This window comes from Halalkalicoccus sp. CGA53, from assembly GCF_036429475.1.
GTDB classification, from domain to species: Archaea; Halobacteriota; Halobacteria; order Halobacteriales; family Halalkalicoccaceae; genus Natronorarus; species Natronorarus salvus.
In genome coordinates, this window is sequence record NZ_CP144125.1 from 3,003,225 (window position 1) to 3,024,264 (window position 21,040).

Consider the following 21,040-nt stretch of genomic DNA (forward strand, 5'->3'; position numbering starts at 1 on the left):
CGGCGTGGAGCCCTGTTACCGCGGGTTCGCGACGCTCCTCCCTGCGGGTGAACTCGAGTTCGTCACTCGTTCCAACCCCCGGGTGGTCTTCCGGCTCGGCGGTGACGAGGCCGTCGTCGAGGCCGAGCGCGTGGAGGGCGGCCACGCGACGTGGCGTCGATCCCGTTCGGTGTCGTCCTCTCGTCCCTCGGTCGGCGCGAGGAGCCCTGGTCGACGACCGACCGGTTTTTGACGGGACCGGTCGAAGCGCGCGTATGGCGAAACAGCCACACCTGCTGGTCGAGGAGGGCGACGTCCACGAGGTCGCGCTGATCCCGGGCGACCCCGAACGGGTCGATCGGATCGCCGGCCGCTGTGACTCACACGACCTCGTCGCCGAGAACCGCGAGTACCGTGTCGTGAACGCGACCTACGAGGGGACGGAGCTTTCGATCTGTTCGACCGGGATCGGCTGTCCCTCCGCGGCGATCGCGATCGAGGAACTCGAACGGGTGGGCGTCGAGACGGTCGTCCGGGTGGGTACCACGGGAGCGCTCCAGTCGGGGATCGAGATCGGGGACATGATCGTGGCGACCGGCGCGGCGAAGGAGGAGGGGACGACGAAGCGCTACGAGTCAGAGACCTACCCGGCGGTACCCGACTACGACGTGCTCTCGGCGCTGGTCGACGCTTCGGAAAGGCGGGGCGAGGAGGTCCACGTCGGCCCGATCGCCTCCGACGACGCGTTCTACGCCGAGACCGACGAGTACGTCGCCGACTGGGAGCGCGCGGGGATGCTCTCGGTGGAGATGGAGGCGGCGGCGGTCTTCTCGCTCGCTCGCCGGAAGGAGATGGCCGCCGGGGCGATCTGTACGGTCGACGGCAACCTCGTCGAGGGCACCCAGAAGGGCGAGACCGAGGACGAGGAACTGCCGGAGAAGGCGAAGGACAACGTCGAGCGGGCGATCGACATCTCGCTCGACGCGGTGACGACGCTCTTGTCCGACTAGAGGACGACGAGCGCGACGAACAGGATCGAGACGGCCACGAGAGCGGCGAGGACCGCGAGTCCGACGCGCAGCCAGTCGCGGTCTCCCTCGTCGCCGCCGTGATACGGCGAGAGCACCGTGTTCCCACAGGAACGACACTTCTTCGGGTTCCGCCGGTGGACCGTCCCGCAGGCGTCGCACTTCCACTTCGACATACTCGGCTCTCGCGGTCGAGCGGGGTAGCCGTTACGACCGTTCGATCCGTGCCCCCTCGTTTCTCGCGCGGACGACCCGGACGCTCCCGTCGACGTTGGCCGATTCGAGCGCCCGTTCGCCGGCCGCTCGTGCCGCCTCCGCTCGCTCGCTGTCGGTGACGGCGTAGACACACGGCCCCCACGAGGACTGTCCCGCACCGTCGACCGAGGGTGAGCCGTCGAGCGCGCGAACTATCCCTCCCACCGGCGGTCTGTAGACCCCACCCTGTTCGTCGGCGTACCAGGCGCCGTTGAGCCGACCGATCGACGAGACCGCCCGCCCGAAGGTCGGGAGGTCGCCCTCCGCGATCGCCGGGAGGAGCCGCCGGGTGAGGATACCCGCGATCTCCTCGCCGATCCCGGGGCTCGCGCGCTCGACCACCGAACGCATGCTCGCGTCCTCGCTCTCGCCGTGTTCGCCGCGGCCCTCGGGGATCACGAGGAGGAAGCGCCACCTCTCCGGGACGTCGTGACGGGCGAGGACCGCGGGCACCCGCCAGTCGCCCTCGCCGGGTGGGGCGGAGGTGAACCGCGTCGTCGGGTGACCGACGTCGGTCACGAACCCTCCGGACTCGAACGTTGCAACGCCGACGCCGCTCCGCCCGCCCCGTCCGAGGGCGGGAGCCGCCTCCCTGACGTCAACCTCCCGGTCGTACGCCGCCGCGACCGCCGCATAGACGGCGAGCGCGAGCTGTGTCCCGCTCCCCAGGCCGACGTGTCTCGGGAGCCACCGCTCGACTGATACCGAGACACCGGAGAGGTCGAGTGCTCGAAGGCTGCGCCGGGCGTAGCGCTCCGCGAGCGGGTCGGGGGTCGAAAGCCCTTCGGCAGGATCGGCGGCGACGGAGAGCGAGGGCTCGGAGAGGGCGACGCCGACCCCGCCGTAGAGGCGTTCGTGGGCGAGCGAGAGGTTCTGGAAGCCGAAGTGGAGGCGAGCGCCGACGGTGACCCGGGCCATACCGAGGTGTGGTGGCTCGTCCGAAAGCCGGTTTCGACGGCGGCAACTACACCGACTCTGCGAGATCGACCGCCTCGCCGACCGCCGGGTCGTCGGCCTCGGCGAGCGGTGGGCGGACCGCTGTCGATTCGATGATCCCGCGGTGGCCCAGCGCGGCCTTCGTCCCCGGGGCGAAGCCGTGGGGTGCGACGGCCGAAAAGAGCCCCGCTATCGCCTCGTGCAGTTCGTCGCCGCGGTCGCCGGACGGATCGGCGACCGCCTCCGCGAGCGTCTCGGGCACCGCGTTCGAGAGCGCGTTGATCCCGCCGTCGACGCCCATCCGGAGCGCCGGCACCAGCAGCGAGTCGTAGCCCTGGGTGACGAGGAACTCCTCGGGCGTCTCACGAACGAGCGTGAGGAGGTACTCGAGGTCCCCCGAGGAGTCCTTGAGGCCGACGACGGAGTCGTGGCCGGCAAGTGCCGCCACGGTCTCTGGCTCGATCCGCGTCCCGACACACTGTGGGATGTTGTAGAGCACCAGCGGGAGCGGCGACTCCTCGGCGATCGGTTCGAGAAATCGCCGGTTGCCGTCCGGTCCGCTCGCCGTGTGGAAGTACGGCGCGGTGACGAGCGCGGCGTCGGCTCCCACCTCCGCCGCGTCGGCGACGAGTCGGTTCGTCTCCTCCACGCTCGGCGATGCAGCCCCTGCGATCACGGGCACCGACGAGCCCGCCACCGTCCGCTCGATCACGTGTGCGCGCTCTTCGCGCGTGAGGCTCGCGAACTCGCCGGTCGTCCCGCAGGGGACGAGGCCGTCGATCCCGCCCGACTGGAGGTGATCGAGCAGCGCGTCGAGCGAGTCGACGTCGACCTCGGTGCCCGAGAACGGGGTGACGATCGGACAGCTGATTCCGGTGAGCGCGTCGGTGAGGGTCATACGTCGTCGTTCGTGCCGAGCACCAAATACTGTGGGCTGCTGGCAATCGCTCGAACGGGATCGCTGTGATCGTCGGCCGGGCGGACCGACAGTTCCACGATCACTCGGCTGCCCATCCGTCCCCTCCTCAGGTGGCGGAGTTCGTGGTGAAGCATACGTCGCGTGAGGAAATCCGGCCGCCCGTTCGAGAGGACCGTACCCGGCTCGGAACCGGCCCGCACCCAGAGTGTCCGCAACGTGAACGCGACGAAGGAGATCCCGAGCGCGTCGTGGACGAGGGCACCGGTCAGCAGTTCTGCCGGTGATATCCGCGGGCCGGCCGCCAGTAGGACGGCAGTGACGGCGGTCCCGACGGGACACGCGGTCACGACGGCGGCCGAACGTCGATCGGGCGGTTTCAGTTCCGTCGCCCTCACCGGCAGTTCGAACCCGTTATCCGGAGCGGGGTCCACCAGACTCGATCTCGGTCGAGAAGGCCCGTATCGGTCGCGGTCACGGCGATCGAGTATCGAGTGGCGAGGAGTCCGTTCGTGACTGGCCCTCGAGCGGGTTCCGAGAACGGTCGGTGTCCGCGCGGGAGTGTACTCCCGCCATCGGCAGGTATAAGCCCGCGAAGTCGGTGCCGTTGGGTATGAGTAACGCACCGCAGGAGCGTGCGAAGCGGGAGAAAGACGAGCGACTCAGGAGCCGCGAGGTCACCGAGGGACCGGAACGCGCCCCACACCGCGCGATGTTCAGGGCGATGGGCTTTGACGACGAGGACCTCGCCTCGCCGATGGTCGGCGTGGCGAACCCCGCTGCGGACGTCACCCCCTGTAACGTCCACCTCGACGACGTCGCGGAGGCGGCGATCGAAGGCGTGGACGGCTCGGGAGGGATGCCGATCGAGTTCGGGACGGTCGTGATCAGCGACGCGATCTCGATGGGCACCGAGGGGATGAAGGCGTCGCTGATCTCGCGGGAGCTGATCGCGGATTCGGTCGAACTCGTCGCCTTCGGCGAGCGTCTCGACGCGCTCGTCACCGTCGCGGGCTGTGACAAGAACCTCCCGGGGATGATGATGGCCGCGATACGGACGGACCTACCCTCCGTCTTCCTCTACGGCGGCTCGATCATGCCGGGCGAACACGAGGGACGCGACGTCACGATCCAGAACGTCTTCGAGGGCGTCGGGGCCTACTCGCAGGGCGAGATGAGCGAGGAGGAACTGGACGACCTCGAGCGGCACGCCTGTCCCGGCGCGGGCTCCTGCGGCGGGATGTTCACCGCGAACACGATGGCCTCGATCTCGGAGGCGATCGGCCTCGCCCCGCTCGGAAGCGCCTCCCCACCCGCCGAGGACGACTCGCGCTACGAGGTCGCACGAGAGGCGGGGGAACTCGTCCTCGACTGCATCGAGGCGGACAGGAGACCCTCCGATATCGTCTCGAAGGCGAGCTTCGAGAACGCGATCGCGATCCAGGTCGCCCTCGGGGGGTCGACCAACGGCGTGCTCCACCTGCTCGCGATGGCGGCCGAGGCGGGGGTCGACCTCAGGATCGACGAGTTCGACGAGATATCGAAGCGCACGCCGAAGATCGCGAACCTCCAGCCAGGGGGCTCGAAGGTGATGACCGACCTCCACGAGCAGGGCGGGGTGCCGGTCGTGATCCGGCGGCTGCTGGAGGCTGGGCTGTTCCACGGCGACGCGATGACGGTGACGGGGAGGACGATCGCTGAGGAACTGGAAGAACTCGACCTCCCCTCGGACGAGGAGGTCGATCCGGAACTCGTCAGACCCGTCTCCGATCCCTTCGACGCGGAGGGGGCGATTCGGATCCTGAAGGGGAACCTCGCGCCGGACGGCGCGGTGCTCAAGGTCACCGCGAAGGACGCGAAACACCACGTCGGCCCGGCGCGGATCTTCGAGCGCGAGGAGGAGGCGATGGCCTACGTGCAGGAAGGAGAGATCGAAGCGGGCGACGTCCTCGTCATCAGGAACGAGGGGCCGCAGGGTGGGCCGGGGATGCGAGAGATGCTCGGCGTCACCGCCGCCGTCGTCGGCCAGGGCCACGAGGACGACGTCGCGATGGTGACCGACGGCCGCTTCTCGGGGGCGACTCGCGGGCCGATGATCGGCCACGTCGCGCCGGAGGCGAGCGTCGGCGGCCCGATCGCCCTGCTGGAAGACGGCGACGAGGTGACGGTGGATATACCCGAGAGGACGCTCTCGGTCGATCTCACGGACGAAGAACTGGACGAACGGCGAGCGGCCTGGGAGCGTCCGGAGCCGACGTACACCGGTGGTGTACTCGCGAAGTACGGGACGCTGTTCGACTCGGCAGCGAACGGCGCGGTCACCAACCCGGGCGTGAAACGCGAGTAGTCGCCCCTCAGCGCGAATCGTCAGTCCTCCGGTAGGCGTAGGCCGAGCCCACGAGGACTGTCACCGCGTAAAGCCCCGCGAACGACGGCGAGAGGAGGGCACCGATCGCCGCGAACCCGACCAGAACGAGGGAGGTCCCACCGACGACCGAGAGGTCACGTCCCGTCTGCGTCAGTTCGACGCGGCGGACCTGGAGTGGGTTCCACAGCCGGTGAGAGCGCTCCGGGTCGAAGATCCAGACGAGACCGACGACTCCGAGATCGACGAGCGAGAGGACGCGAGCAGCGTCGAGAGCACGGCCCGAGAAATCCGACCGATGACACGACCGTATCACAGGTGACCGGTGTGCCGGTCGCGAGAACCTGGGTCGGCCACCTCCACGAGGACGGGAACGAACGCGACCCGTAGAGGGCCGTCCGGGCCCTCACCGGTTTACGACCACGAGCCCCGCCAGCGCGAGGACGATCGCGGCGATCCCGACCCCCGAGAGCCCGGTTCCGAACGTCAGGTCGGCGATCGTGTGGATCATCCCGACGAACACGACGCCGAGCAGGAGCACGCTGTAGGCGATCCGACGCTTGTCCATGCGTGTCCCTGAGGCTCCGGGTTGCTTAACGGAACTGCCTGAGAGGGACGTTCGTGGACCCGAATCCGGCGATCGCCGACTCGTACTCTCGGCCCCGTCGAACGATCACGGCCGTCCGGATGGAAGTTCGACGATCGTGTACTTTTATTCGGACGCACGGCGATCCCGCGACCGTGACGGGTGATCGACGGAGGGAGTGGGCTCGTGGATCGGCGGGTCCTCACGCTACTCCGGGGCGCGATTCGGCAGCGAGCGGGGTCGGATGATACCGTTCGTCGCCGAGGGAGTGCTGTCGCCACCGTTCGAGGACCCGATCCTGATCTTCGGACTGGCGATGGTCGTCTTCCTCACCGCGCCGCTGGTACTCGCGCGGTATCGCCTGCCCGGGATCGTCGGGATCATCCTCGTCGGGGCGGCGATCGGCCCCAACGGACTGGGACTGCTCGAACGCGACGCCACGATCCAGCTGCTTGGCGAGGTCGGCCTGATCTACCTGATGTTCGTCGCCGGCCTGGAGATCAACCTCAACCGGTTCGTCGAGAACACGGACAGGAGCGTCGTCTTCGGCCTGCTCTCGTTCGTCGTCCCGCAGGGCGTCGGGACCGTCGTCGGCGTCTATCTGCTTGGTCTGACGGTCCCGGCGGCCCTGCTGTTCGCCTCGATCTTCGCCTCGCACACGCTGCTCGCCTATCCGATAGTGAACCGTCTCGGGCTGGCGAAGAACGAAGCCGTGATGACCACCATCGGCGGGACGATCCTCACTGACACGCTCGCGTTGCTCGTGCTCGCCGTGGTGATCGCCGCCGAGGCGGGCGTCCTCGACGCGGCGTTCGGAGGTCGACTCGCGATAGGACTCGCGCTCTTCTTCGTGGGGGTCTGGATCGTGGTGCCGCGGATCGGCGCGTGGTTCTTCCGGACGCTCAACGAGGAGAGCTACTTCGAGTTCCTCTTCGTGATGGTGGTGCTGTTCGCCTGTGCGTTTCTCGCCGAACTCGTCGGCGTCGAGCACATCATCGGAGCGTTCCTCGCCGGACTGGTGCTCAACCGGCTGATCCCCGAGACCGGCCCGCTGATGAACCGGATCGAGTTCGTCGGCAACGCGCTGTTCATCCCCTTCTTCTTGCTCTCGGTCGGGATGCTCGTCGACGTGCGCGTGGTCACCGAGAGTTCGGCCTCGGTCGTCATCGGCGGGTCGCTGATCGTCATGGTGATCGTGACGAAGGTCGCGGCGGCGTGGCTCACCGGCCGGATCTACGGCTACAGCTCCGACGAAGTGCTGGGGATCTTCGCGCTCTCGGTGGGCCAGGCCGCGGCGGCCCTCGCCATCGTCGGTATCGGCTTCGACGCGGGCGTCCCCGGCTTCGACCAGACCATGATCAACGGCGTCGTCCTGATGATCCTCGTCGTCAGCCTGGTGAGCCCCGCTGCGATGGAGCGTGCCGGACGGGGGATCGCGAGCGAGCGCGAACGCGCCCCGTACGATCCGAGCGAGGCACCACAGCGGCTCCTCGTCCCGGTCTCGTCGGCCGCCGACCACGCAGAACGGCTGCTCGACGTGGCCTTGCTCGTTCGCAACCCCCGCACGGAGGAGCCGATCCGGACGCTCTCGGTGGTGAGACCCGGCGAGGACGCGGAACGCGACGTCGCGGACGCCGAAGAACGGCTCTCGCGCCTCGGACGGTACGCCTCGGGCGCCGAGGTGGCCGTCGAGGGCCAGACGAGGGTAGACTACAACGTCGCCTCGGGCATCGTCCGTGCGGCGGTCGAAAACCGCATCACGACCGTCGTGATCGGGTGGGACGGCGCCCGCTCGCGTCGCCAGCGCGTCTTCGGCGACGTGATCGATCAGGTGCTCCGACGGACGAAACAGCTCGTTCTCGTCGCCCGGGTGAGAGAGCCGCTCAACACCACGGATCGGATCGTGGTGCTGCTTCCCCCGGAGATCGAGCACAACGCGGGCTTCCCGGAGGCGATCCACACCGTCAACCGGATCGCCGAGGCCACCGGCGCGGCCCTCCTCGCTGTGCCCGTCTCGGAGGGAGATGAGGAGTTCGACCGACTGCTCGCCGCGGTCGAACCCGAGGTCCCGACCGAGGTCCAGGGCGTCCCCGACTGGGCGGGCCTGCTCGCGCTGCTCAGGGACGACGTCCGGAAACGGGATCTCGTCGTCTGCGTGAGCGCTCGCCGTGACGCGATGGGCTGGCACCCCCAGCTCCAGACGCTGCCGAAGAGCATCTCGACGCTCGTCGACGGCGATTTCGTCGTCGTCTACCCGGCGAGCGGCGCGCGTGCGGACGACCGGCGGTTCCTCCAGCTCAGCTGAGCCGGCGACGACCGCGTTTAACCGGGTGGCGTTCGTGTGGCCACCATGGCCACCATCGCGGAGTTCGACGTCGCGTCCGAGGAGTTCGCCCTCTCGGAGACGAGAGGAGAGGTTCCCGACGCCGAGTTCGAGGTCGAACGCGTCGTCGCACACGACCGGGACCGACTGATGCCGTTCGTCTGGATCAGCGCCGACGATCTCGACGCGATCGAGAGGGCGCTCGCGGAGGACCGAACGATCGCCGATCACGAGGTGATCGCGGACTTAGAGGACGAACGGCTCTATCGCATGGAGTGGATCGAGGACGTTCTCGTGATCGTCCACATCCTCACCGAGGAGGAGGGGACGGTCCTGACGGCCTCCGGAAGGGACGACCGCTGGCACTTCCGCGTGCTCTTTCCCGATCACTCTGCGCTCTCGGCCACCCACGACTTCGCGCGGGACGCGGGGCTCGCCTTCGACGTGACGAAGGTGTACAAGCTCGACGACGACCGCGAGGGCCGGTTCGGGCTGAGCGAAGAACAGTACAGCGCCCTCGTCGAGGCGACCGAGCGCGGCTACTTCGACGTCCCCCGGTCGACCTCGCTCGAGGAACTCGCCTCGGAGATGGGGATCAGTCACCAGTCGCTCTCCGAACGGCTCAGACGAGCTCAGCGGAGTCTCAACGAGAACACGATCCTGATCGGCGGCGCGGGCAGGGAACAGGAACTGCGCTACTGAAGAGGGGAGACCCCCGGTAAAGTCGCGGCTCGCGAACGTGCTCGCCACGCGAAAATGGGGCCGCCGTCACTTCGCTCCGCTCGTGACGAGCCCCACGCGAACGAAGTGCGCGTGGGACGCCGAGCGTCGAACTCGCCCAGACGTTCCTGCTCACTTCGCTCCACTTCGTTGCGCGGGCTGCGACTGGTCTGCTCGACGCTCGGCTCGTCACCGATTTACTGCTCGTTCGTTCGTCGCAAAATCGGATGGGGCCGCCGAGAGTCGAACTCGGGTCCTACGCACCCCATGCGCAGAGGATACCACTACCCCACGGCCCCGCGTCTCCACCGAAGCCCGTTCCGGAGTTAAGCCCTTCGTTTCGCCGGTCAGTCCTCGGGTCGGGGGACCACGAGCTCTTCGTTGTCGCGCACCGCGAGGCTGTAGAGCGGGTCGTTCTCGTAGACAGCGACGCCCTCCTTTCGGGCGAGGACGTATCCCTCGTGCCTGCTCTCGACCGCCGAGAGGACCTCGCCGTGCGGGCTCACGACCTCGGCGACGGTTTCTCCGATCCCGATCGCCTCACCGGGCTCGACACGGTGTCGGACGATTCCCGCCCGATCGGCGTGCGGCCCGACCGCCCGTCTGACCGGGAAGTCGACGGGAGGGCTATAGCCCGGATCGGCCGTCGAGACCGGTTCGGGGACGGAATCGAGCATGTCGAGTTCGACGAGCGTTCTGAACACGCCAGCGAGACCGGCGGTCCGGGTATCCTCGTCGACGACGGAGTGTCCGCCGAGTTCGGGCGTGATCGCGGGGATACCGGCCCCGTTGAGCACCGACCCCGCAGTCGAGCGGTGCAGCCCTTCCTCGACGTACTCCTCGGCTGCGTACTCGGTGACGACCGGGAGACCGAACGCCTCCGCGAGCCGGTCGAGGTCGGTCGCGAGCGCCTCCGCCTCCGATTTCGACCGTCTCTCGCCGTAGAGCACCCGGTCGCGGATCGTGAACGGGACCGAGCCGACCTGCGCAGTGTGGAGGTCGAGGAGCGCGTCGGCGGACGCCGTGATCGCGTCGGAGAGCCGTCGGTCGATCACCTCCTGCACGCGCGGCGGGCGCGCGGAGTCGTGATCGGCGTCGGGGAAAAAGCGGTTCGGGTCGTCGTCGTGGTAGTAGGAGGTCCGTTCGTTCCGTCTGAGCCCGGCCGGGTTCGTCGTCGGCATACAGACGAGCGTGCCGCGGATCGATGCCGGGTCGAGCGTTGTGAAGGCGTCCTGGGCGACCGCGAGCGCGGTCACCTCGTCGCCGTGGATCGCTGCCGTCACCCACAGCGTCGGCCCCCCGGTCTCGCCGGCGACGATCCCGATGGGGACTCGCTCCGGACCACCCGTGGGGAGTTCCGTGACCTCGAGGGTGCCGGTCGAACGCTCGCCTCGGTTCGCGTGTGCCGTTCCGATCTCCATGTGGGGAGAGCGTTCCCGCGGGTGAAGTACGTCCGTGCGCCGGCAGTCTACACGAGCACCCGTTCGAGGTCGACGACCGTCCCCCGCTCCGCGTCCGGGTCGCCCACGACCCGTCCGAGACAGACGACAGACCCGTTCGGGGTGTAACAGGCGGCCAGCGGCTCGCCCTCCGGACCGACCTCGCTGTCGAGGACGCCCGGCGCGTAGACTGGCGCGCCCTCGGCCACTTCCCGGGCGGCGCTCTCGGCGATGGTGAGACGGGGGAGGTGGATGAGTGCCTCTTCGGCCGGTCGGAGGACCTCCCGCAGCGGTTCTTCCTCGCCCTCCTCGGCGAACGCGAGCGCGTCGGTCAGGTCGTGAAGCGTCACGAGGTCCGAGTCGTCGAACGGATCGGTCCCGGTTCGTCTGAGATCGCCCATGTGTGCGCCCGTCCCGAGCGCGAGGCCCATGTCGTGACAGAGCTTCCTGACGTAGGTCCCGCTCTCACAGTGGATCCGGAGGAGCGCGCGTCGCTCTTCGAGATCCAGCAGGTCGAGGGCGTAGATCTCCCTGGTCCGCAGTCGTCGGGAGACCGCGCTCTTTCGCGGCGGTTTCTGGTAGAGCTCGCCCTCGAACTCCGAGAGTACCCGTTCGAGGTTCGCCGGCGCGTGTCCGTGCAGTTCGAGCACGGCGACGTACTCCTTTCCCCCTTCGAGGAAGACCTGAGAGAGCCTGGTCGCGTCGCCGGTGAGGACGGGCAGACAGCCGGTGACCTTCGGGTCGAGCGTCCCCGCGTGGGCGGCCCGGCCCACTCCTGTCAGATCGCGAACCCAGGCGGCGACCTGGTGCGAACTCGGACCCGGCGGCTTGTCGAGGTTCACGACCCCGAACGTCCGCAGATCGTCGGTCGACCGCTCCTCGGGCGGTGGTCTGAGCATTTAGAACTCGTAGCGGACGCCCTCGACCGGGAACGGCCCCTCGTCCGTCTCCGGGTCGTACGTTCGCGCGGCCGCCGCGAGCAGGTCGACTTCGGCCTCGACGCTCCAGCGCGAGGTGTTCACTACTAAATCGTAGATCGAGAGGTCGGTGATCTCGATCCCGTAGTACTCCCGGTAGCGTCGTGCCTCGCTTTCTGCGCGAGTGACCGACTCCTCTCTCGCTTCCTCCGGGGTCTTCTCCTCCCGATCAGCGACCCGTGCGGCTCGAACCGACAGCGGCGCGTCGAGCCAGATCCGCAGGTCGGCGTACTCCCCGGCCATCCACCCCGAGAGCCTCGCTTCGAGGACGAGGTCGTCCCGATCGCGTGCGGTCTCTCTGAGTCGCCTGTCCAGATCGCGGTCGATCGAGTCCTCGTTCTCGGCCAGACGGTTGAACTCGATCAGCGAGAGCCCGCGCTCTGCGGCCAGCTCCCGAAAGATGTCCCCGCCGCTCACGTGCTCGTAGCCGAGCGAGTCGGCGAGCCCGGCCGCGGCGGTGCTCTTCCCGCTCCCAGCGGGGCCGGAGACGGTCAGTAACATGTCTTCACTCCGTCGAACCGAGTGAAAGGGGTTGTGATCCGGTGGTGGCCCCCGGGGAAAATCAGGTGCCCGTCGGGGTGAGGTTGATGTTGAGCGTCTTCCGTACGACCTGCGCGAACGCGATCGAGCAGACGACGTACCAGACGATCCACGCCTGCATCGGCCCGATCACGCCGGTCCGCCAGCCGTTCTCAAGTTCGCCCGCGATCGGGAAGACGATCTGGCCGGCCTCGGTGAGCCCCCCCGGGTTGTCGAACACCCGCCAGTAGAGCCAGAGGAAGACGGGGATGGTGAAGAGCATGATCCAGACCATCGGCCGGAACTGGGCCTTGAACACGTCGATCTGGTCGCCCATCATCTCCATCTGCTCCTCCTGGATCCGATCGAGTTCCTCGTCGTCCTCGCGCTCTTTGGCCTTCTTCCGCCGTTCCTGGAGTGCCTTCATCTTCTCCTGGTGTTCGCCCATCACCGAGGTGTCCATCAGGTTCGCCTGCAAGAGCGCGGAGTAGAGGCCGGTGACCAGCGCGAGGACGAGGATCGTCGCGTAGAAGGGGACGACGGCGTCGATCGGCCCGATCAGGGTGTCCATCGTCCCGCCGACGAGGTCGCGCGCCGGGTTCCACCAGTAGCCGACGAACAGCAGGACGGTGGCGAGCCCCGCCGCCTTGTCCCACTGGGTCCAGCTGGTGTCCTCCTCGTCGTCTCGCGAGGCCTCCTCGGCCTCGCGTGCGGTCGTCGACTGAGAGGTGAGCCCCGACTCCTCAACCGCGGTTCGGACCTCATCGACGTCGCGCACGACGAACCCCTCCGATCCCTCGGTCAGGATCCCCGTCTGGATGATCCGACCCCACTGCCCGCTCGTGATCTCGGCCTTCACGTCGACCCAGGCGACCTCCCCGCTCTCGTCGGCGGCGCGCAACACCGTCGCGAGAGCGTCGGCCATCGCCTCGTCCTCCTCCATGAGGGTCGTCGCCTTCTCCGCTGTCCGTCCCATTACTCGGGAGGTGGACGCGACCCCGTATCAACCTTTCAGTTCCCGCATTCTCACGCCGTGGACTCGACCGCGTCGCGGATCCGCTCCCAGACCACCTCCGGTGAGCCCTCGCCGTCGACGGTGACGAACTCCTCGCGGTCGCTGTAGAACTCGATCACCGGCGCCGTGTTCTCCTCGAACACGCGCAGTCGCTCGCGCACGACGTCCTCCCGATCGTCCTCGCGCTGGATCAGCCGGTCGGCCACCGCCTCCTCTTCCGGCATGTCGAACTCGACGTGGTAGTTCTCGCCCGTCTCCGGATCGACCCGGCGGCCGGTCAGCCGACGGACGAGCTCCTCGCGGTCGACCTCCAGGTGCAAGATCACGTCGAGGTCGGCGATCCCGGCGAGAAAGGCCGCCTGGTCGTCGGTCCGGGGGTAGCCGTCGAGAACGAACCCCTCCGCGTTGCCGAGCGCCTCCTCGACGACCGCCTCCATCACCTCGTCTGGGACGAGTTCGCCCGCGTCCATGTACTCGCCCGGGGTGCCGTAGGGCGTCTCCATCTCCTTGTTCTGTCTGAGCATGTCGCCCGTCGAGACGTGATCGACGTCGTACTCGGCGGCGAGTCGCGTGCTCTGTGTGCCCTTGCCAGCGCCCGGCGGACCGAGGATCAGGATGTTCGGCTGCTCCATAGATGCATAATTCGGGCCGACCCTAAAACCGTACGGAAATCCCCCGATCTACTTCAGGTCGTAGCGGGCGATCTCGATCGAGCCACAGACCGGACAGGCGCGTTCGTCCGCTTCGGTCGTCGTCCCACAGTCACGACACTCCGAGAAGGGCTCCCCACTCGCGTCGGAGAGCGCGGATCGGAGGCGGGTCACGAGGGTCATCGGTCAGGCGTACTCGGTAGCTCCCTATAACAGTTCTGGCTACCGGAGAGGTTTTGTCACGGGTATATCGTCGTTAGGTGGTGTGTAACGGACGGGACGAGTACCCCAGATCGCGTAGTCCCGAATCGGTCGATGTTCTATCAGGTCGATGCCAGCTTCGTCGCTGATCACGAGCACGTCAAATGTCTAGTGTGAGTGAAAGATCACCTGAACGGGTAGGTCACGGGATGCCAGAGGCACAGATCACGGGGCGTAACGGTGATCTACGGTAGTTGGTCTACCCGAGCAGGCTATCCCATTCGAATATCCTCAGTTTAATGAGCTTTTTGGCCGGTCTCGTCGATCGACGTTCTCGCTACGCGGGTTCACCCCTTTCGCCCCGTGGTGACCGGCCGTTGCCCCCGGGTTAGACCGGTGCCATCCCGGTTCCCGTCTTCGGGAGAGGTCGTCCAGCACTCTCGGTTCGCTACTACGGGAGAGTGAGGATCCACCGAACCAGTCCGATCATACAGAGAGGTGGTGGGGAAGCTCACCGTCGGTAGTTCCGGGTTGGTCGTGCCGAAACGGCATATCTCGACCTCGTTAGCAGATTTGGATTTCCCACCGAGGAGCGGTACGTGCATCGTATCGGATCTCTCCGTCGCGTAACGCACGTCTCCGAAGCCGTGAGCGGATCTGATCCCCCATCATCTCACCTCTCCCGTGTTCGTGCGCCACTCGATCACTGGACAACGACGGCGCCTTTCTGTCCGTTCGCCTGGTGTGGCGTGCAGTAGTACCGGTGGATGCCGTCGTCTTCGAACGTGTGTTCGAAGGTTTCACCCTCGCCGTCTTGCGTGTCGCTCTGGAACTCGCCGTCGGCGTGGGTGACGTCGTGCGAGCCGCCCTCGCCGGTCCACTCCCAGACGACAGTCGTTCCGGCGTCGACGAGGATCGCCGGCGGGTCGAACCGCATCCCCGTCTCGCCCGCGCCGTTCATCACCGTCACCTCCTCCTCGCCGGTCATGTCGAGGGTCCCCTCGTAGGTGTCGACGTCGTCGAACCAGTCGTCGTACTCCGGTTCGTCCTCGACGTACTCGCCCCCACCGTTCTCGTCGCCGTCGTCTCCGTTTCCGTCCCCATCGTCGTCGTCCGCACACCCGGCGAGGCCGGCCGCGAGCGCACCCGCGAGCGTGATCGTGAACGACCGACGGCCGATCCAGTCCGCGTTTCGGTTCGTCATCGTTGGGGCGATGGATTCCCGTCTGCAATAGTGTTCCGCTGACAGCTATCGAACCCGTCGTTGCGTCGCTGCTCTAACTCGAATTCGTCCGGTCTGAACGGTGTAGAGGGGGACGGCTCGACAGCTCAGCAGGGCCTCGAGCGATACTATAAGCAGGATCCGGAACTTCTCTCTCGACGATTAGATCGTCGTAGCACCGTTACTGGACGAGGGTTCGTATCGAAACCGCGTTGTGAGGTCGTTCGTGGTCCCGAGAACGCCGAAAGTCGAGCGAAACCGTCAGTACCCTTATCTACGTGTGGGTGGGTAGACTGTCCTCATGGAGGGCTGTGACCTGTGTGGGTTACCCGTCGCGTCGTCTCCGATCACCGGAGCGGACGGGTCGGGGCGGTTCTGCTGTGGGGGCTGTCGCCAGGTCGCGGCCACGATCGACGATCTCGACGGCGTCGAGGTCCTTGAGGGCGACGGGAAAGGCAAAGAAGACGAGGAGACGGTTCCAGCGGACGCGAGCGTCGCCTACTTCGCCGTCGACGGGATGCACTGTACCACCTGTGAGGCATTCCTTCGCTTCCAGGGGGAACGGACCGAGGGCGTCTACCGTGTCGACGCGAACTACGGTCTCGAGTCCGCCCGCGTCCACTACGATTCCGATCGGCTGTCCGAGGAGGAGTTGGTCGACCGTCTCTCGGGATCGGGCTACACCGTCCGGCCTCGGAACGAGGGGTGGGGCGCGGACGCGAGACAGCGACGACAGCGAGCGACCGCACAGCGGCTGATCGTCGGCGGCTTCCTCACAATGCTCGTCATGCCGTGGTATTTCTTCTACCTGTACCCACAGTACCTCGGGATCGGCGACGGCCTGCTGGAGATGGGGAGGACGACGACCGTCGGTATCTACTTCCCTCTCGTCGTGATCGGGGTCCTGAGCACCGTCGTGCTCGTCTACACCGGCTATCCCGTCCTCCGGGGCGCCTGGGTGAGCGTTCGCACTCGCCAGCCGAACATGGACCTGCTCGTCAGTGTCGCGGCCCTCGCCGCCTACGTCTACAGTGTCGTGGCGCTGGCGCTCGGTCGGACGCACCTGTACTTCGACGTCACTGTCATGGTGATAATGGTCGTCACCCTCGGACGGTACGTCGAGGGTCGGTTGCGACTCGATGCGACGGATCGCCTGTCGTCTATCGCGAGTGCTCGCGTCAACGAGACGACCCGGCTGCTCGAGAACGGCCGAGAGCGCGTTCCGGTGGACCGGCTTCGACCTGGCGACGGCGTCCTCGTCTCACCCGGCGAGAGCGTCCCGCTGGACGGGCGAGTCGTCCAGGGCCGAGCGGACGTCGACGAGTCGGTGCTCACCGGGGAGTCGCTCCCGGCGACCAGAGCGGTCGGCGATCCGGTCGTCGGCGGGGCGACGGTTCTCGACGGGACGATCACCGTCGAGGTGGGACCGGAAGCGACCAGCACGATCGATCGAATCGCCGAGTCGATGTGGGGGATCCAGAGCGGGTCCGGGGGGTCCCAGCGGTTCGCCGACGCGCTCGCGACGATCTTCGTGCCGGCGGTACTGGTGCTCGGGACTGCCGTGACCGTCTGGCAACTCGTCACGGGCGTCCCCGTAGCAGGGGCGTTGCTGGCGGGGCTTACGGTCCTGCTCGTCTCGTGTCCGTGTGCGATGGGGCTCGCAACGCCGCTTGCGATCTCCGGCGGGATCCGGGACGCCCTCGATCGGGGGATCGTGGTGACGAACGAGGTCGTGTTCGAGCGGGCACCGGACGCCGACGTCCTGATCTTCGACAAGACCGGGACCCTGACCAGCGGCGAGATGGCGGTTGCGTCGGTCGTCGGCGACGATCGAACGCTCCGGCTGGCCGCCGCGGTCGAACGGCTCGCGACACATCCGGTCGCGGAGGCGATCCTCTCGGCGAACGACTGCACGAGCGAATCGCCCGGGACCGCGCGAACGGACGGCGGCACACGGCCTGAAGACACCTGGGGAACCCCGGCGGAACTACCGCACCCCTCGGACGATACGCTGGCGTCGGTGTGCGGCTTTCGGACCCATCCCGGCGCCGGCGTGTCGGGCTTCGTCTCCGGCACCCGTGTCGTGGTCGGTACACCCGACCTCGTGCGAGCCGAGGTCGGCTCGATCGACGAGCACCTGGAGTCGTCGATCGAACGGGTTCGCGTCGGTGGCTCGCTCCCGATCGTCGTCGGCTGGGCGGGAAGAGCCCGTGGCGTCGTCGAGGTCGTCGATCGTGCCCGGGAGACGTGGTCGGCGGTCCTCGACGGCTTCACCGAACGCGAGGTCGTCATCCTCACCGGGGACGACTCGTCGGCGACGGAGGAGTTCGCGAGCCACCCAGCGGTCGATCACGTCTTCACCGGCGTTCCGCCCGGCGGCAAGGCCGAGGCGGTGAGCGGCTTCGGGGCGAGCGGCACCACCGTAATGATCGGTGACGGGACCAACGACGCCCCCGCGCTCGCCGCAGCCGACCTCGGGATCGCGATGGGAGGCGGCACCGCCGACGCCTCGGACGCGGGCGACGCCGTCATCGTCGACAACGACCTCGAGCGGGTCGCCACGGTGTTCGACCTCGCTCGCGGGACCCGTCGACGTATTCGCGAGAACATCGCCTGGGCGTTGCTGTACAACGCGATCGCGATTCCACTGGCCGTCGTCGGGTTGATCAACCCGTTCTTCGCGGCCGTCGCGATGGCGCTCAGCAGCCTGATCGTGGTGACGAACTCCCGCCGTTCCGTGATCCGCTAGGTGGCACGGAGCCGGATCGGCCGGACGGGTCGGGGGATTCTACGGGTTTCCGTGGTGGGTGAGCTACGACTCGCGGACGCTCGTGATCTGTCGACGGAGCGTGTCTCCGTCCTCGTCCCGGTACTCGACGGCGAACTGGTAGCCCGCCTCCGTCTCCCTGAGCTGATCGGTCCCGACTTCGAAACGGTACGGTGGTTCGTCGGCCTCCGCGATCACCTCCCCCTCCACTATCGCCACCACGTGATCGACGTGCCGGGTGTCGTGGACCTCGCAGGTCACGAGGTCGTCGACCGGTCCCTCACACCGGAGTTCGCCACGGACGTCCCCGCCCTCGTCCGAACCGACGGAGCCGAAGTCGAGGAGCATGAACCCCGGTGTTGAGAGCGCCAGCACGATCACCAGCGTGAAGAAGACGGAGAGGTTGATCTTCCCGCCGTTTCGAGCCAGCGTCCGGACGAACGGGCTGTTCGCGCTCCGACGGAGTTCGAGGACCAGCGGAACGATCACGAAGTGCGTGAGCGGCCCCCAGAACAACAGCAGGAAGCCGTAGGCCATCACGAAGTAGAGGAACGTCCAGTCCGGTCGGACCGACAGCAGGACGGCTCCACCCGCCCAGGCGCACAGTCCGAGAAAGAGGAGGGCGCCGCTTTTCAGCCACCGCCACACGGGCGTGTTGGCGTAGTAGACGCTCAGCATGTCCCGCCACATCTGCGTGAGATACCACCGGAGCGTCTCGGACGGTCCGTCGACGGTGGCCGGCTTCTTCATCCGTCTACACGTTCCCGCTGCGGTTGTTTAGTGTTGGGGGCGCGTACCATCGTGGTGGAATCGGACCCGGTTCGACTGTGGTTTGACTGTGGGTCGACGTCGGGTCTCGACGGGGTCACTGGCCGATCGACCAGAGCTGGGTCAACAGGAACCAGTTGAGGACGTACAGCAGCACGAACGTGGCCATGAAGATCAGGCAGATCCCGAACGTCCCCCGCATGTCGATGGCGTGGATCGACTCGCCACCGTCGGTCCTGAACTCGCCCTCGGGGAGCAGTCCACCGTCGTCGCCGTCCGCGAGTGGCTCGCCGAAGAGGATCGAACCGACCGCGACCAGGACGAACAGGACGCCCGCCAGGATGGCCAGCACCGCGAAGATACCGAAGACGTTCATGAACGGGGCCGCCGCCGAGAGGCTGAACGTGGTCCCCGGGATCTCCTCGACGACGCTCGAGGTCCGCCGCGGGACGCCGTAGAGGATCCCCGCGTAGATCATCATCATGACCGCGATCCCGAAGGCACCGGCGTACGCGTACGGGATCGCCGACGCCAACCGATCCGAGACGAAGTCGCGGCGGAACATCGTCTTGATGACGAAGAATATCAGCCCCATGAACGCGAGCGTCGTCCCGAGCGCGACGGTCCCGTGGAAGTGGCCGACCGTCGCGAACGTGTTGTGCCAGGTCATGTTGAGCTGGATCTGTCCCATCAGGACGCCAGTGATCCCGCCGACGAACCCGAACAGGATGATGCTGAAGATCACCGACGAGAACACCGGGTTTCGCCACGGTGCGCCGGTCAGCCAGCCGAAGAGCCCGCCGCCGAGCCCGCGTCGGCGTCGCCCGGCTTCGAGGCCGGCGGGGATCGCGAAGGCGTGGATGAGACTCGCGAACGCTGCCCCGTAGAACGCGTAGGAGGTGTTCCAGACCCGCCAGCCGACCGAGAGACCGGGATCGACCATGAGGTGGTGTGCTGCGCCCAGGTTGATGAAAAAGAGGTAGAGGATGAACGCCGTCCGCGAGACCTTCTCCGAGACGACGACGGCACCGCCGACGACGTGCGTGAGGAAGTACCAGACGGTGACCATCGCCACGAGGTTGATCTGCTGTGTGCCGTGGCCGACGATCCAGTAGAGGTGACGGTAGAGCCCGACGTCGATCGAGCCGATGAGGCCGATCCTCCAGGAGAGCGCGTAGCCGAACGCGGCCAACCCGCCCAGGATCGCCTCGAAGGCGATGATGCTCGTGATGAACGCCCCGAAGGTGACCAGCGGCAGCGATCCCGACGACTGGCGCGTCTCCCTCCAGATCGTCAGGAAGAAGGGGAGCGCGGCGATCGTCGCTCCGAGCAGGAAGACGATCGCGCTCGCGTAGAACCACTGGGACACCTCGAGGGGGACGTACGCCGTGAGCAGCGGCGCGTCGCCGGTCGGCCCCATCCGCCAGATCGAGACGTTCACCCCGATCGCACCGACGACCATCGTCGCCCACCCGAGTCCGGCCACCTTCGTGATGGGGAGCCGGCGACCGAGCACCATCGGACCGCCGACGTAGAGGATCGCGATCTCCATGAACACCATCCAGAAGATGAGGATGTTCCACGCGTGGAGGCTGAGGTGGACGTAGTAGCCGTCGAACTCGCCGATCAGGCCGATCAGCTCCCAGCGGGTCAGCGCGACGGTCGTCGCGAAGATACCGCCGACGACGAGCGCGATCACGGCCGTCAGCCCGAACAGTTTGACGAACACCTCGGCCGATCGGTGGATCTCGAGTCCGGTGACCGAACACGTCCGGAAGCCCTCCCGGTCGTACTCGTTCTCGAAGAGGTCGCGAAGCGTTCCGCTCATCTACGGCTCCCTCACGACGAACCGTTCCTGCATGCTGTTGTGTCCCGGCCCACAGAACTCGTTACAGATGACCCGGTAGCTGCCGGGTTCCTCGAACGTCATCGGGACGACCCACTCCCGGTCCGGGAAGATCTGTAAGTTGATCTGCTGGCTCAGCGAGTGTTCGGGTCTGACGGAGAAGCCGTGCTGGACGTCGTACGCCCCGAGGTGGACGTCGTACTCCCTATCGACCTCAAGTTCGACCGGGAGTCCGTCCCAGAAGAACCGCCCGCCGGCGATGAAGACGTCGTCGCCCGGCGGTACGATCCCGTCCTCACCCTCCTCGGCGGCCTCCTTGTACTCGTCGACCTTCGCCCGATACTCCTCCGGTGTCACCTCGTAGGTGTCCCCGATCGGGTTCTGATCGCCGAACTGCGTGAACCCGGCCATCCAGGCGAAGATACCGAGCGACCAGGCGCCGGCGATCCCCAGCCAGATACCCTCGCGGCGGTTGATCGGATGGTCCCACCAGTTCTCGTCCGGCGGTCCGAGTGGTCCTGCCATCGG

The 21,040-nt window shown here is 67.2% G+C and carries 21 protein-coding genes and 1 tRNA gene; 5 read left to right on the plus strand and 17 right to left on the minus strand.

Translation table 11 applies throughout. The features are described 5' to 3' along the window. Positions 1–254 precede the first annotated feature (254 nt). Positions 255–989 (plus strand): nucleoside phosphorylase, encoded by a 735-nt coding sequence (locus V2L32_RS17285; RefSeq protein WP_331233784.1) that lies wholly within the window; start codon positions 255–257, stop codon positions 987–989. Here the strand turns inward: V2L32_RS17285 and V2L32_RS17290 are convergent. The 4 genes from V2L32_RS17290 to V2L32_RS17305 are packed head-to-tail and all read right to left on the minus strand — an operon-like array spanning position 986 to position 3,548. Beyond that, positions 986–1,183, minus strand: coding sequence for a hypothetical protein (locus V2L32_RS17290; protein WP_331233785.1), 198 nt, complete (start codon positions 1,181–1,183; stop codon positions 986–988). The genes V2L32_RS17285 and V2L32_RS17290 overlap by 4 nt on opposite strands. A gap of 31 nt (positions 1,184–1,214) precedes the next feature. Continuing rightward, complete coding sequence (locus tag V2L32_RS17295) at positions 1,215–2,180, minus strand: beta-ribofuranosylaminobenzene 5'-phosphate synthase family protein (protein ID WP_331233786.1); 966 nt, start codon at positions 2,178–2,180, stop codon at positions 1,215–1,217. Between the two features lie 46 nt (positions 2,181–2,226). Continuing rightward, the gene (locus V2L32_RS17300; RefSeq protein ID WP_331233787.1) at positions 2,227–3,096 is read right to left on the minus strand and encodes a dihydrodipicolinate synthase family protein; all 870 of its coding nucleotides are present in this window, start codon (positions 3,094–3,096) and stop codon (positions 2,227–2,229) included. After that, positions 3,093–3,548: a hypothetical protein gene (locus V2L32_RS17305; protein WP_331233788.1), complete on the minus strand. Its 456-nt coding sequence runs from the start codon at positions 3,546–3,548 to the stop codon at positions 3,093–3,095. Before V2L32_RS17305 ends, V2L32_RS17300 begins: the two co-directional genes overlap by 4 nt. Before the next feature lie 179 nt (positions 3,549–3,727). Between V2L32_RS17305 and ilvD the strand changes: the two genes are divergently transcribed. Beyond that, positions 3,728–5,461: a dihydroxy-acid dehydratase gene (gene ilvD / locus V2L32_RS17310; protein ID WP_331233789.1), complete on the plus strand. Its 1,734-nt coding sequence runs from the start codon at positions 3,728–3,730 to the stop codon at positions 5,459–5,461. Positions 5,462–5,468: 7 nt separating this feature from the next. Here the strand turns inward: ilvD and V2L32_RS17315 are convergent, their stop codons facing one another. Together V2L32_RS17315 and V2L32_RS17320 are read right to left on the minus strand one after the other, a co-directional pair. Next, entirely contained in the window at positions 5,469–5,795 is a 327-nt protein-coding gene (locus V2L32_RS17315) for a hypothetical protein (protein ID WP_331233790.1), read from the minus strand. 90 nt (positions 5,796–5,885) lie between these two features. After that, complete coding sequence (locus tag V2L32_RS17320) at positions 5,886–6,047, minus strand: hypothetical protein (protein ID WP_331233791.1); 162 nt, start codon at positions 6,045–6,047, stop codon at positions 5,886–5,888. A 262-nt stretch (positions 6,048–6,309) separates the two neighbouring features. Between V2L32_RS17320 and V2L32_RS17325 the strand changes: the two genes are divergently transcribed. Continuing rightward, positions 6,310–8,370 carry a cation:proton antiporter gene (locus V2L32_RS17325; RefSeq protein ID WP_331233792.1) on the plus strand — a complete coding sequence of 687 codons (2,061 nt, stop codon included), beginning with the start codon at positions 6,310–6,312 and terminating at the stop codon, positions 8,368–8,370. Between the two features lie 45 nt (positions 8,371–8,415). Further along, on the plus strand, positions 8,416–9,090 hold the full coding sequence (locus tag V2L32_RS17330; RefSeq protein ID WP_331233793.1) for a helix-turn-helix domain-containing protein: 675 nt from the start codon (positions 8,416–8,418) through the stop codon (positions 9,088–9,090). A 246-nt stretch (positions 9,091–9,336) separates the two neighbouring features. Here the strand turns inward: V2L32_RS17330 and V2L32_RS17335 are convergent. The 8 genes from V2L32_RS17335 to V2L32_RS17370 form a co-directional block, all read right to left on the minus strand. Further along, positions 9,337–9,407: transfer RNA gene (locus V2L32_RS17335), tRNA-Pro, on the minus strand. Between the two features lie 48 nt (positions 9,408–9,455). After that, on the minus strand, positions 9,456–10,529 hold the full coding sequence (locus V2L32_RS17340; RefSeq protein WP_331233794.1) for a succinylglutamate desuccinylase/aspartoacylase family protein: 1,074 nt from the start codon (positions 10,527–10,529) through the stop codon (positions 9,456–9,458). A gap of 47 nt (positions 10,530–10,576) precedes the next feature. Beyond that, a complete protein-coding gene (locus V2L32_RS17345) occupies positions 10,577–11,446 on the minus strand; it encodes an RNA-guided pseudouridylation complex pseudouridine synthase subunit Cbf5 (protein WP_331233795.1) in 870 nt (289 codons plus the stop codon). After that, the gene (gene cmk, locus V2L32_RS17350) at positions 11,447–12,025 is read right to left on the minus strand and encodes a (d)CMP kinase (RefSeq protein WP_331233796.1); all 579 of its coding nucleotides are present in this window, start codon (positions 12,023–12,025) and stop codon (positions 11,447–11,449) included. A 61-nt stretch (positions 12,026–12,086) separates the two neighbouring features. Further along, positions 12,087–13,019 carry a DUF106 domain-containing protein gene (locus tag V2L32_RS17355; protein WP_331233797.1) on the minus strand — a complete coding sequence of 311 codons (933 nt, stop codon included), beginning with the start codon at positions 13,017–13,019 and terminating at the stop codon, positions 12,087–12,089. A 50-nt stretch (positions 13,020–13,069) separates the two neighbouring features. After that, positions 13,070–13,690, minus strand: a complete 621-nt coding sequence (locus tag V2L32_RS17360; RefSeq protein ID WP_331233798.1) for an adenylate kinase — start codon at positions 13,688–13,690, stop codon at positions 13,070–13,072. A 48-nt stretch (positions 13,691–13,738) separates the two neighbouring features. Further along, complete coding sequence (locus V2L32_RS17365; protein WP_331233799.1) at positions 13,739–13,891, minus strand: hypothetical protein; 153 nt, start codon at positions 13,889–13,891, stop codon at positions 13,739–13,741. A 721-nt stretch (positions 13,892–14,612) separates the two neighbouring features. Then, positions 14,613–15,113, minus strand: coding sequence for a halocyanin domain-containing protein (locus tag V2L32_RS17370; protein WP_331233800.1), 501 nt, complete (start codon positions 15,111–15,113; stop codon positions 14,613–14,615). Between the two features lie 319 nt (positions 15,114–15,432). Between V2L32_RS17370 and V2L32_RS17375 the strand changes: the two genes are divergently transcribed. Continuing rightward, positions 15,433–17,880 (plus strand): heavy metal translocating P-type ATPase, encoded by a 2,448-nt coding sequence (locus tag V2L32_RS17375; RefSeq protein WP_331233801.1) that lies wholly within the window; start codon positions 15,433–15,435, stop codon positions 17,878–17,880. A gap of 63 nt (positions 17,881–17,943) precedes the next feature. Here the strand turns inward: V2L32_RS17375 and V2L32_RS17380 are convergent, their stop codons facing one another. The 3 genes from V2L32_RS17380 to V2L32_RS17390 form a co-directional block, all read right to left on the minus strand. Then, positions 17,944–18,648, minus strand: coding sequence for a hypothetical protein (locus V2L32_RS17380; protein ID WP_331233802.1), 705 nt, complete (start codon positions 18,646–18,648; stop codon positions 17,944–17,946). Positions 18,649–18,763: 115 nt separating this feature from the next. After that, a complete protein-coding gene (locus tag V2L32_RS17385; RefSeq protein WP_331233803.1) occupies positions 18,764–20,494 on the minus strand; it encodes a cytochrome c oxidase subunit I in 1,731 nt (576 codons plus the stop codon). Beyond that, positions 20,495–21,037: a cupredoxin domain-containing protein gene (locus tag V2L32_RS17390; protein ID WP_331233804.1), complete on the minus strand. Its 543-nt coding sequence runs from the start codon at positions 21,035–21,037 to the stop codon at positions 20,495–20,497. Between the last annotated feature and the right edge of the window lie 3 nt (positions 21,038–21,040).

Coding starts and splice junctions, on each gene's coding strand:
- V2L32_RS17285 (WP_331233784.1), top strand. CDS start 255: ATGGCGAAACAGCCACACCTGCTGGTCGAGGAGGGCGACGTCCACGAG.
- V2L32_RS17290 (WP_331233785.1), bottom strand. CDS start 1,183: ATGTCGAAGTGGAAGTGCGACGCCTGCGGGACGGTCCACCGGCGGAAC.
- V2L32_RS17295 (WP_331233786.1), bottom strand. CDS start 2,180: ATGGCCCGGGTCACCGTCGGCGCTCGCCTCCACTTCGGCTTCCAGAAC.
- V2L32_RS17300 (WP_331233787.1), bottom strand. CDS start 3,096: ATGACCCTCACCGACGCGCTCACCGGAATCAGCTGTCCGATCGTCACC.
- ilvD (WP_331233789.1), top strand. CDS start 3,728: ATGAGTAACGCACCGCAGGAGCGTGCGAAGCGGGAGAAAGACGAGCGA.
- V2L32_RS17320 (WP_331233791.1), bottom strand. CDS start 6,047: ATGGACAAGCGTCGGATCGCCTACAGCGTGCTCCTGCTCGGCGTCGTG.
- V2L32_RS17325 (WP_331233792.1), top strand. CDS start 6,310: ATGATACCGTTCGTCGCCGAGGGAGTGCTGTCGCCACCGTTCGAGGAC.
- V2L32_RS17330 (WP_331233793.1), top strand. CDS start 8,416: ATGGCCACCATCGCGGAGTTCGACGTCGCGTCCGAGGAGTTCGCCCTC.
- V2L32_RS17340 (WP_331233794.1), bottom strand. CDS start 10,529: ATGGAGATCGGAACGGCACACGCGAACCGAGGCGAGCGTTCGACCGGC.
- V2L32_RS17345 (WP_331233795.1), bottom strand. CDS start 11,446: ATGCTCAGACCACCGCCCGAGGAGCGGTCGACCGACGATCTGCGGACG.
- cmk (WP_331233796.1), bottom strand. CDS start 12,025: ATGTTACTGACCGTCTCCGGCCCCGCTGGGAGCGGGAAGAGCACCGCC.
- V2L32_RS17355 (WP_331233797.1), bottom strand. CDS start 13,019: ATGGGACGGACAGCGGAGAAGGCGACGACCCTCATGGAGGAGGACGAG.
- V2L32_RS17360 (WP_331233798.1), bottom strand. CDS start 13,690: ATGGAGCAGCCGAACATCCTGATCCTCGGTCCGCCGGGCGCTGGCAAG.
- V2L32_RS17365 (WP_331233799.1), bottom strand. CDS start 13,891: ATGACCCTCGTGACCCGCCTCCGATCCGCGCTCTCCGACGCGAGTGGG.
- V2L32_RS17370 (WP_331233800.1), bottom strand. CDS start 15,113: ATGACGAACCGAAACGCGGACTGGATCGGCCGTCGGTCGTTCACGATC.
- V2L32_RS17375 (WP_331233801.1), top strand. CDS start 15,433: ATGGAGGGCTGTGACCTGTGTGGGTTACCCGTCGCGTCGTCTCCGATC.
- V2L32_RS17380 (WP_331233802.1), bottom strand. CDS start 18,648: ATGAAGAAGCCGGCCACCGTCGACGGACCGTCCGAGACGCTCCGGTGG.
- V2L32_RS17385 (WP_331233803.1), bottom strand. CDS start 20,494: ATGAGCGGAACGCTTCGCGACCTCTTCGAGAACGAGTACGACCGGGAG.
- V2L32_RS17390 (WP_331233804.1), bottom strand. CDS start 21,037: ATGGCAGGACCACTCGGACCGCCGGACGAGAACTGGTGGGACCATCCG.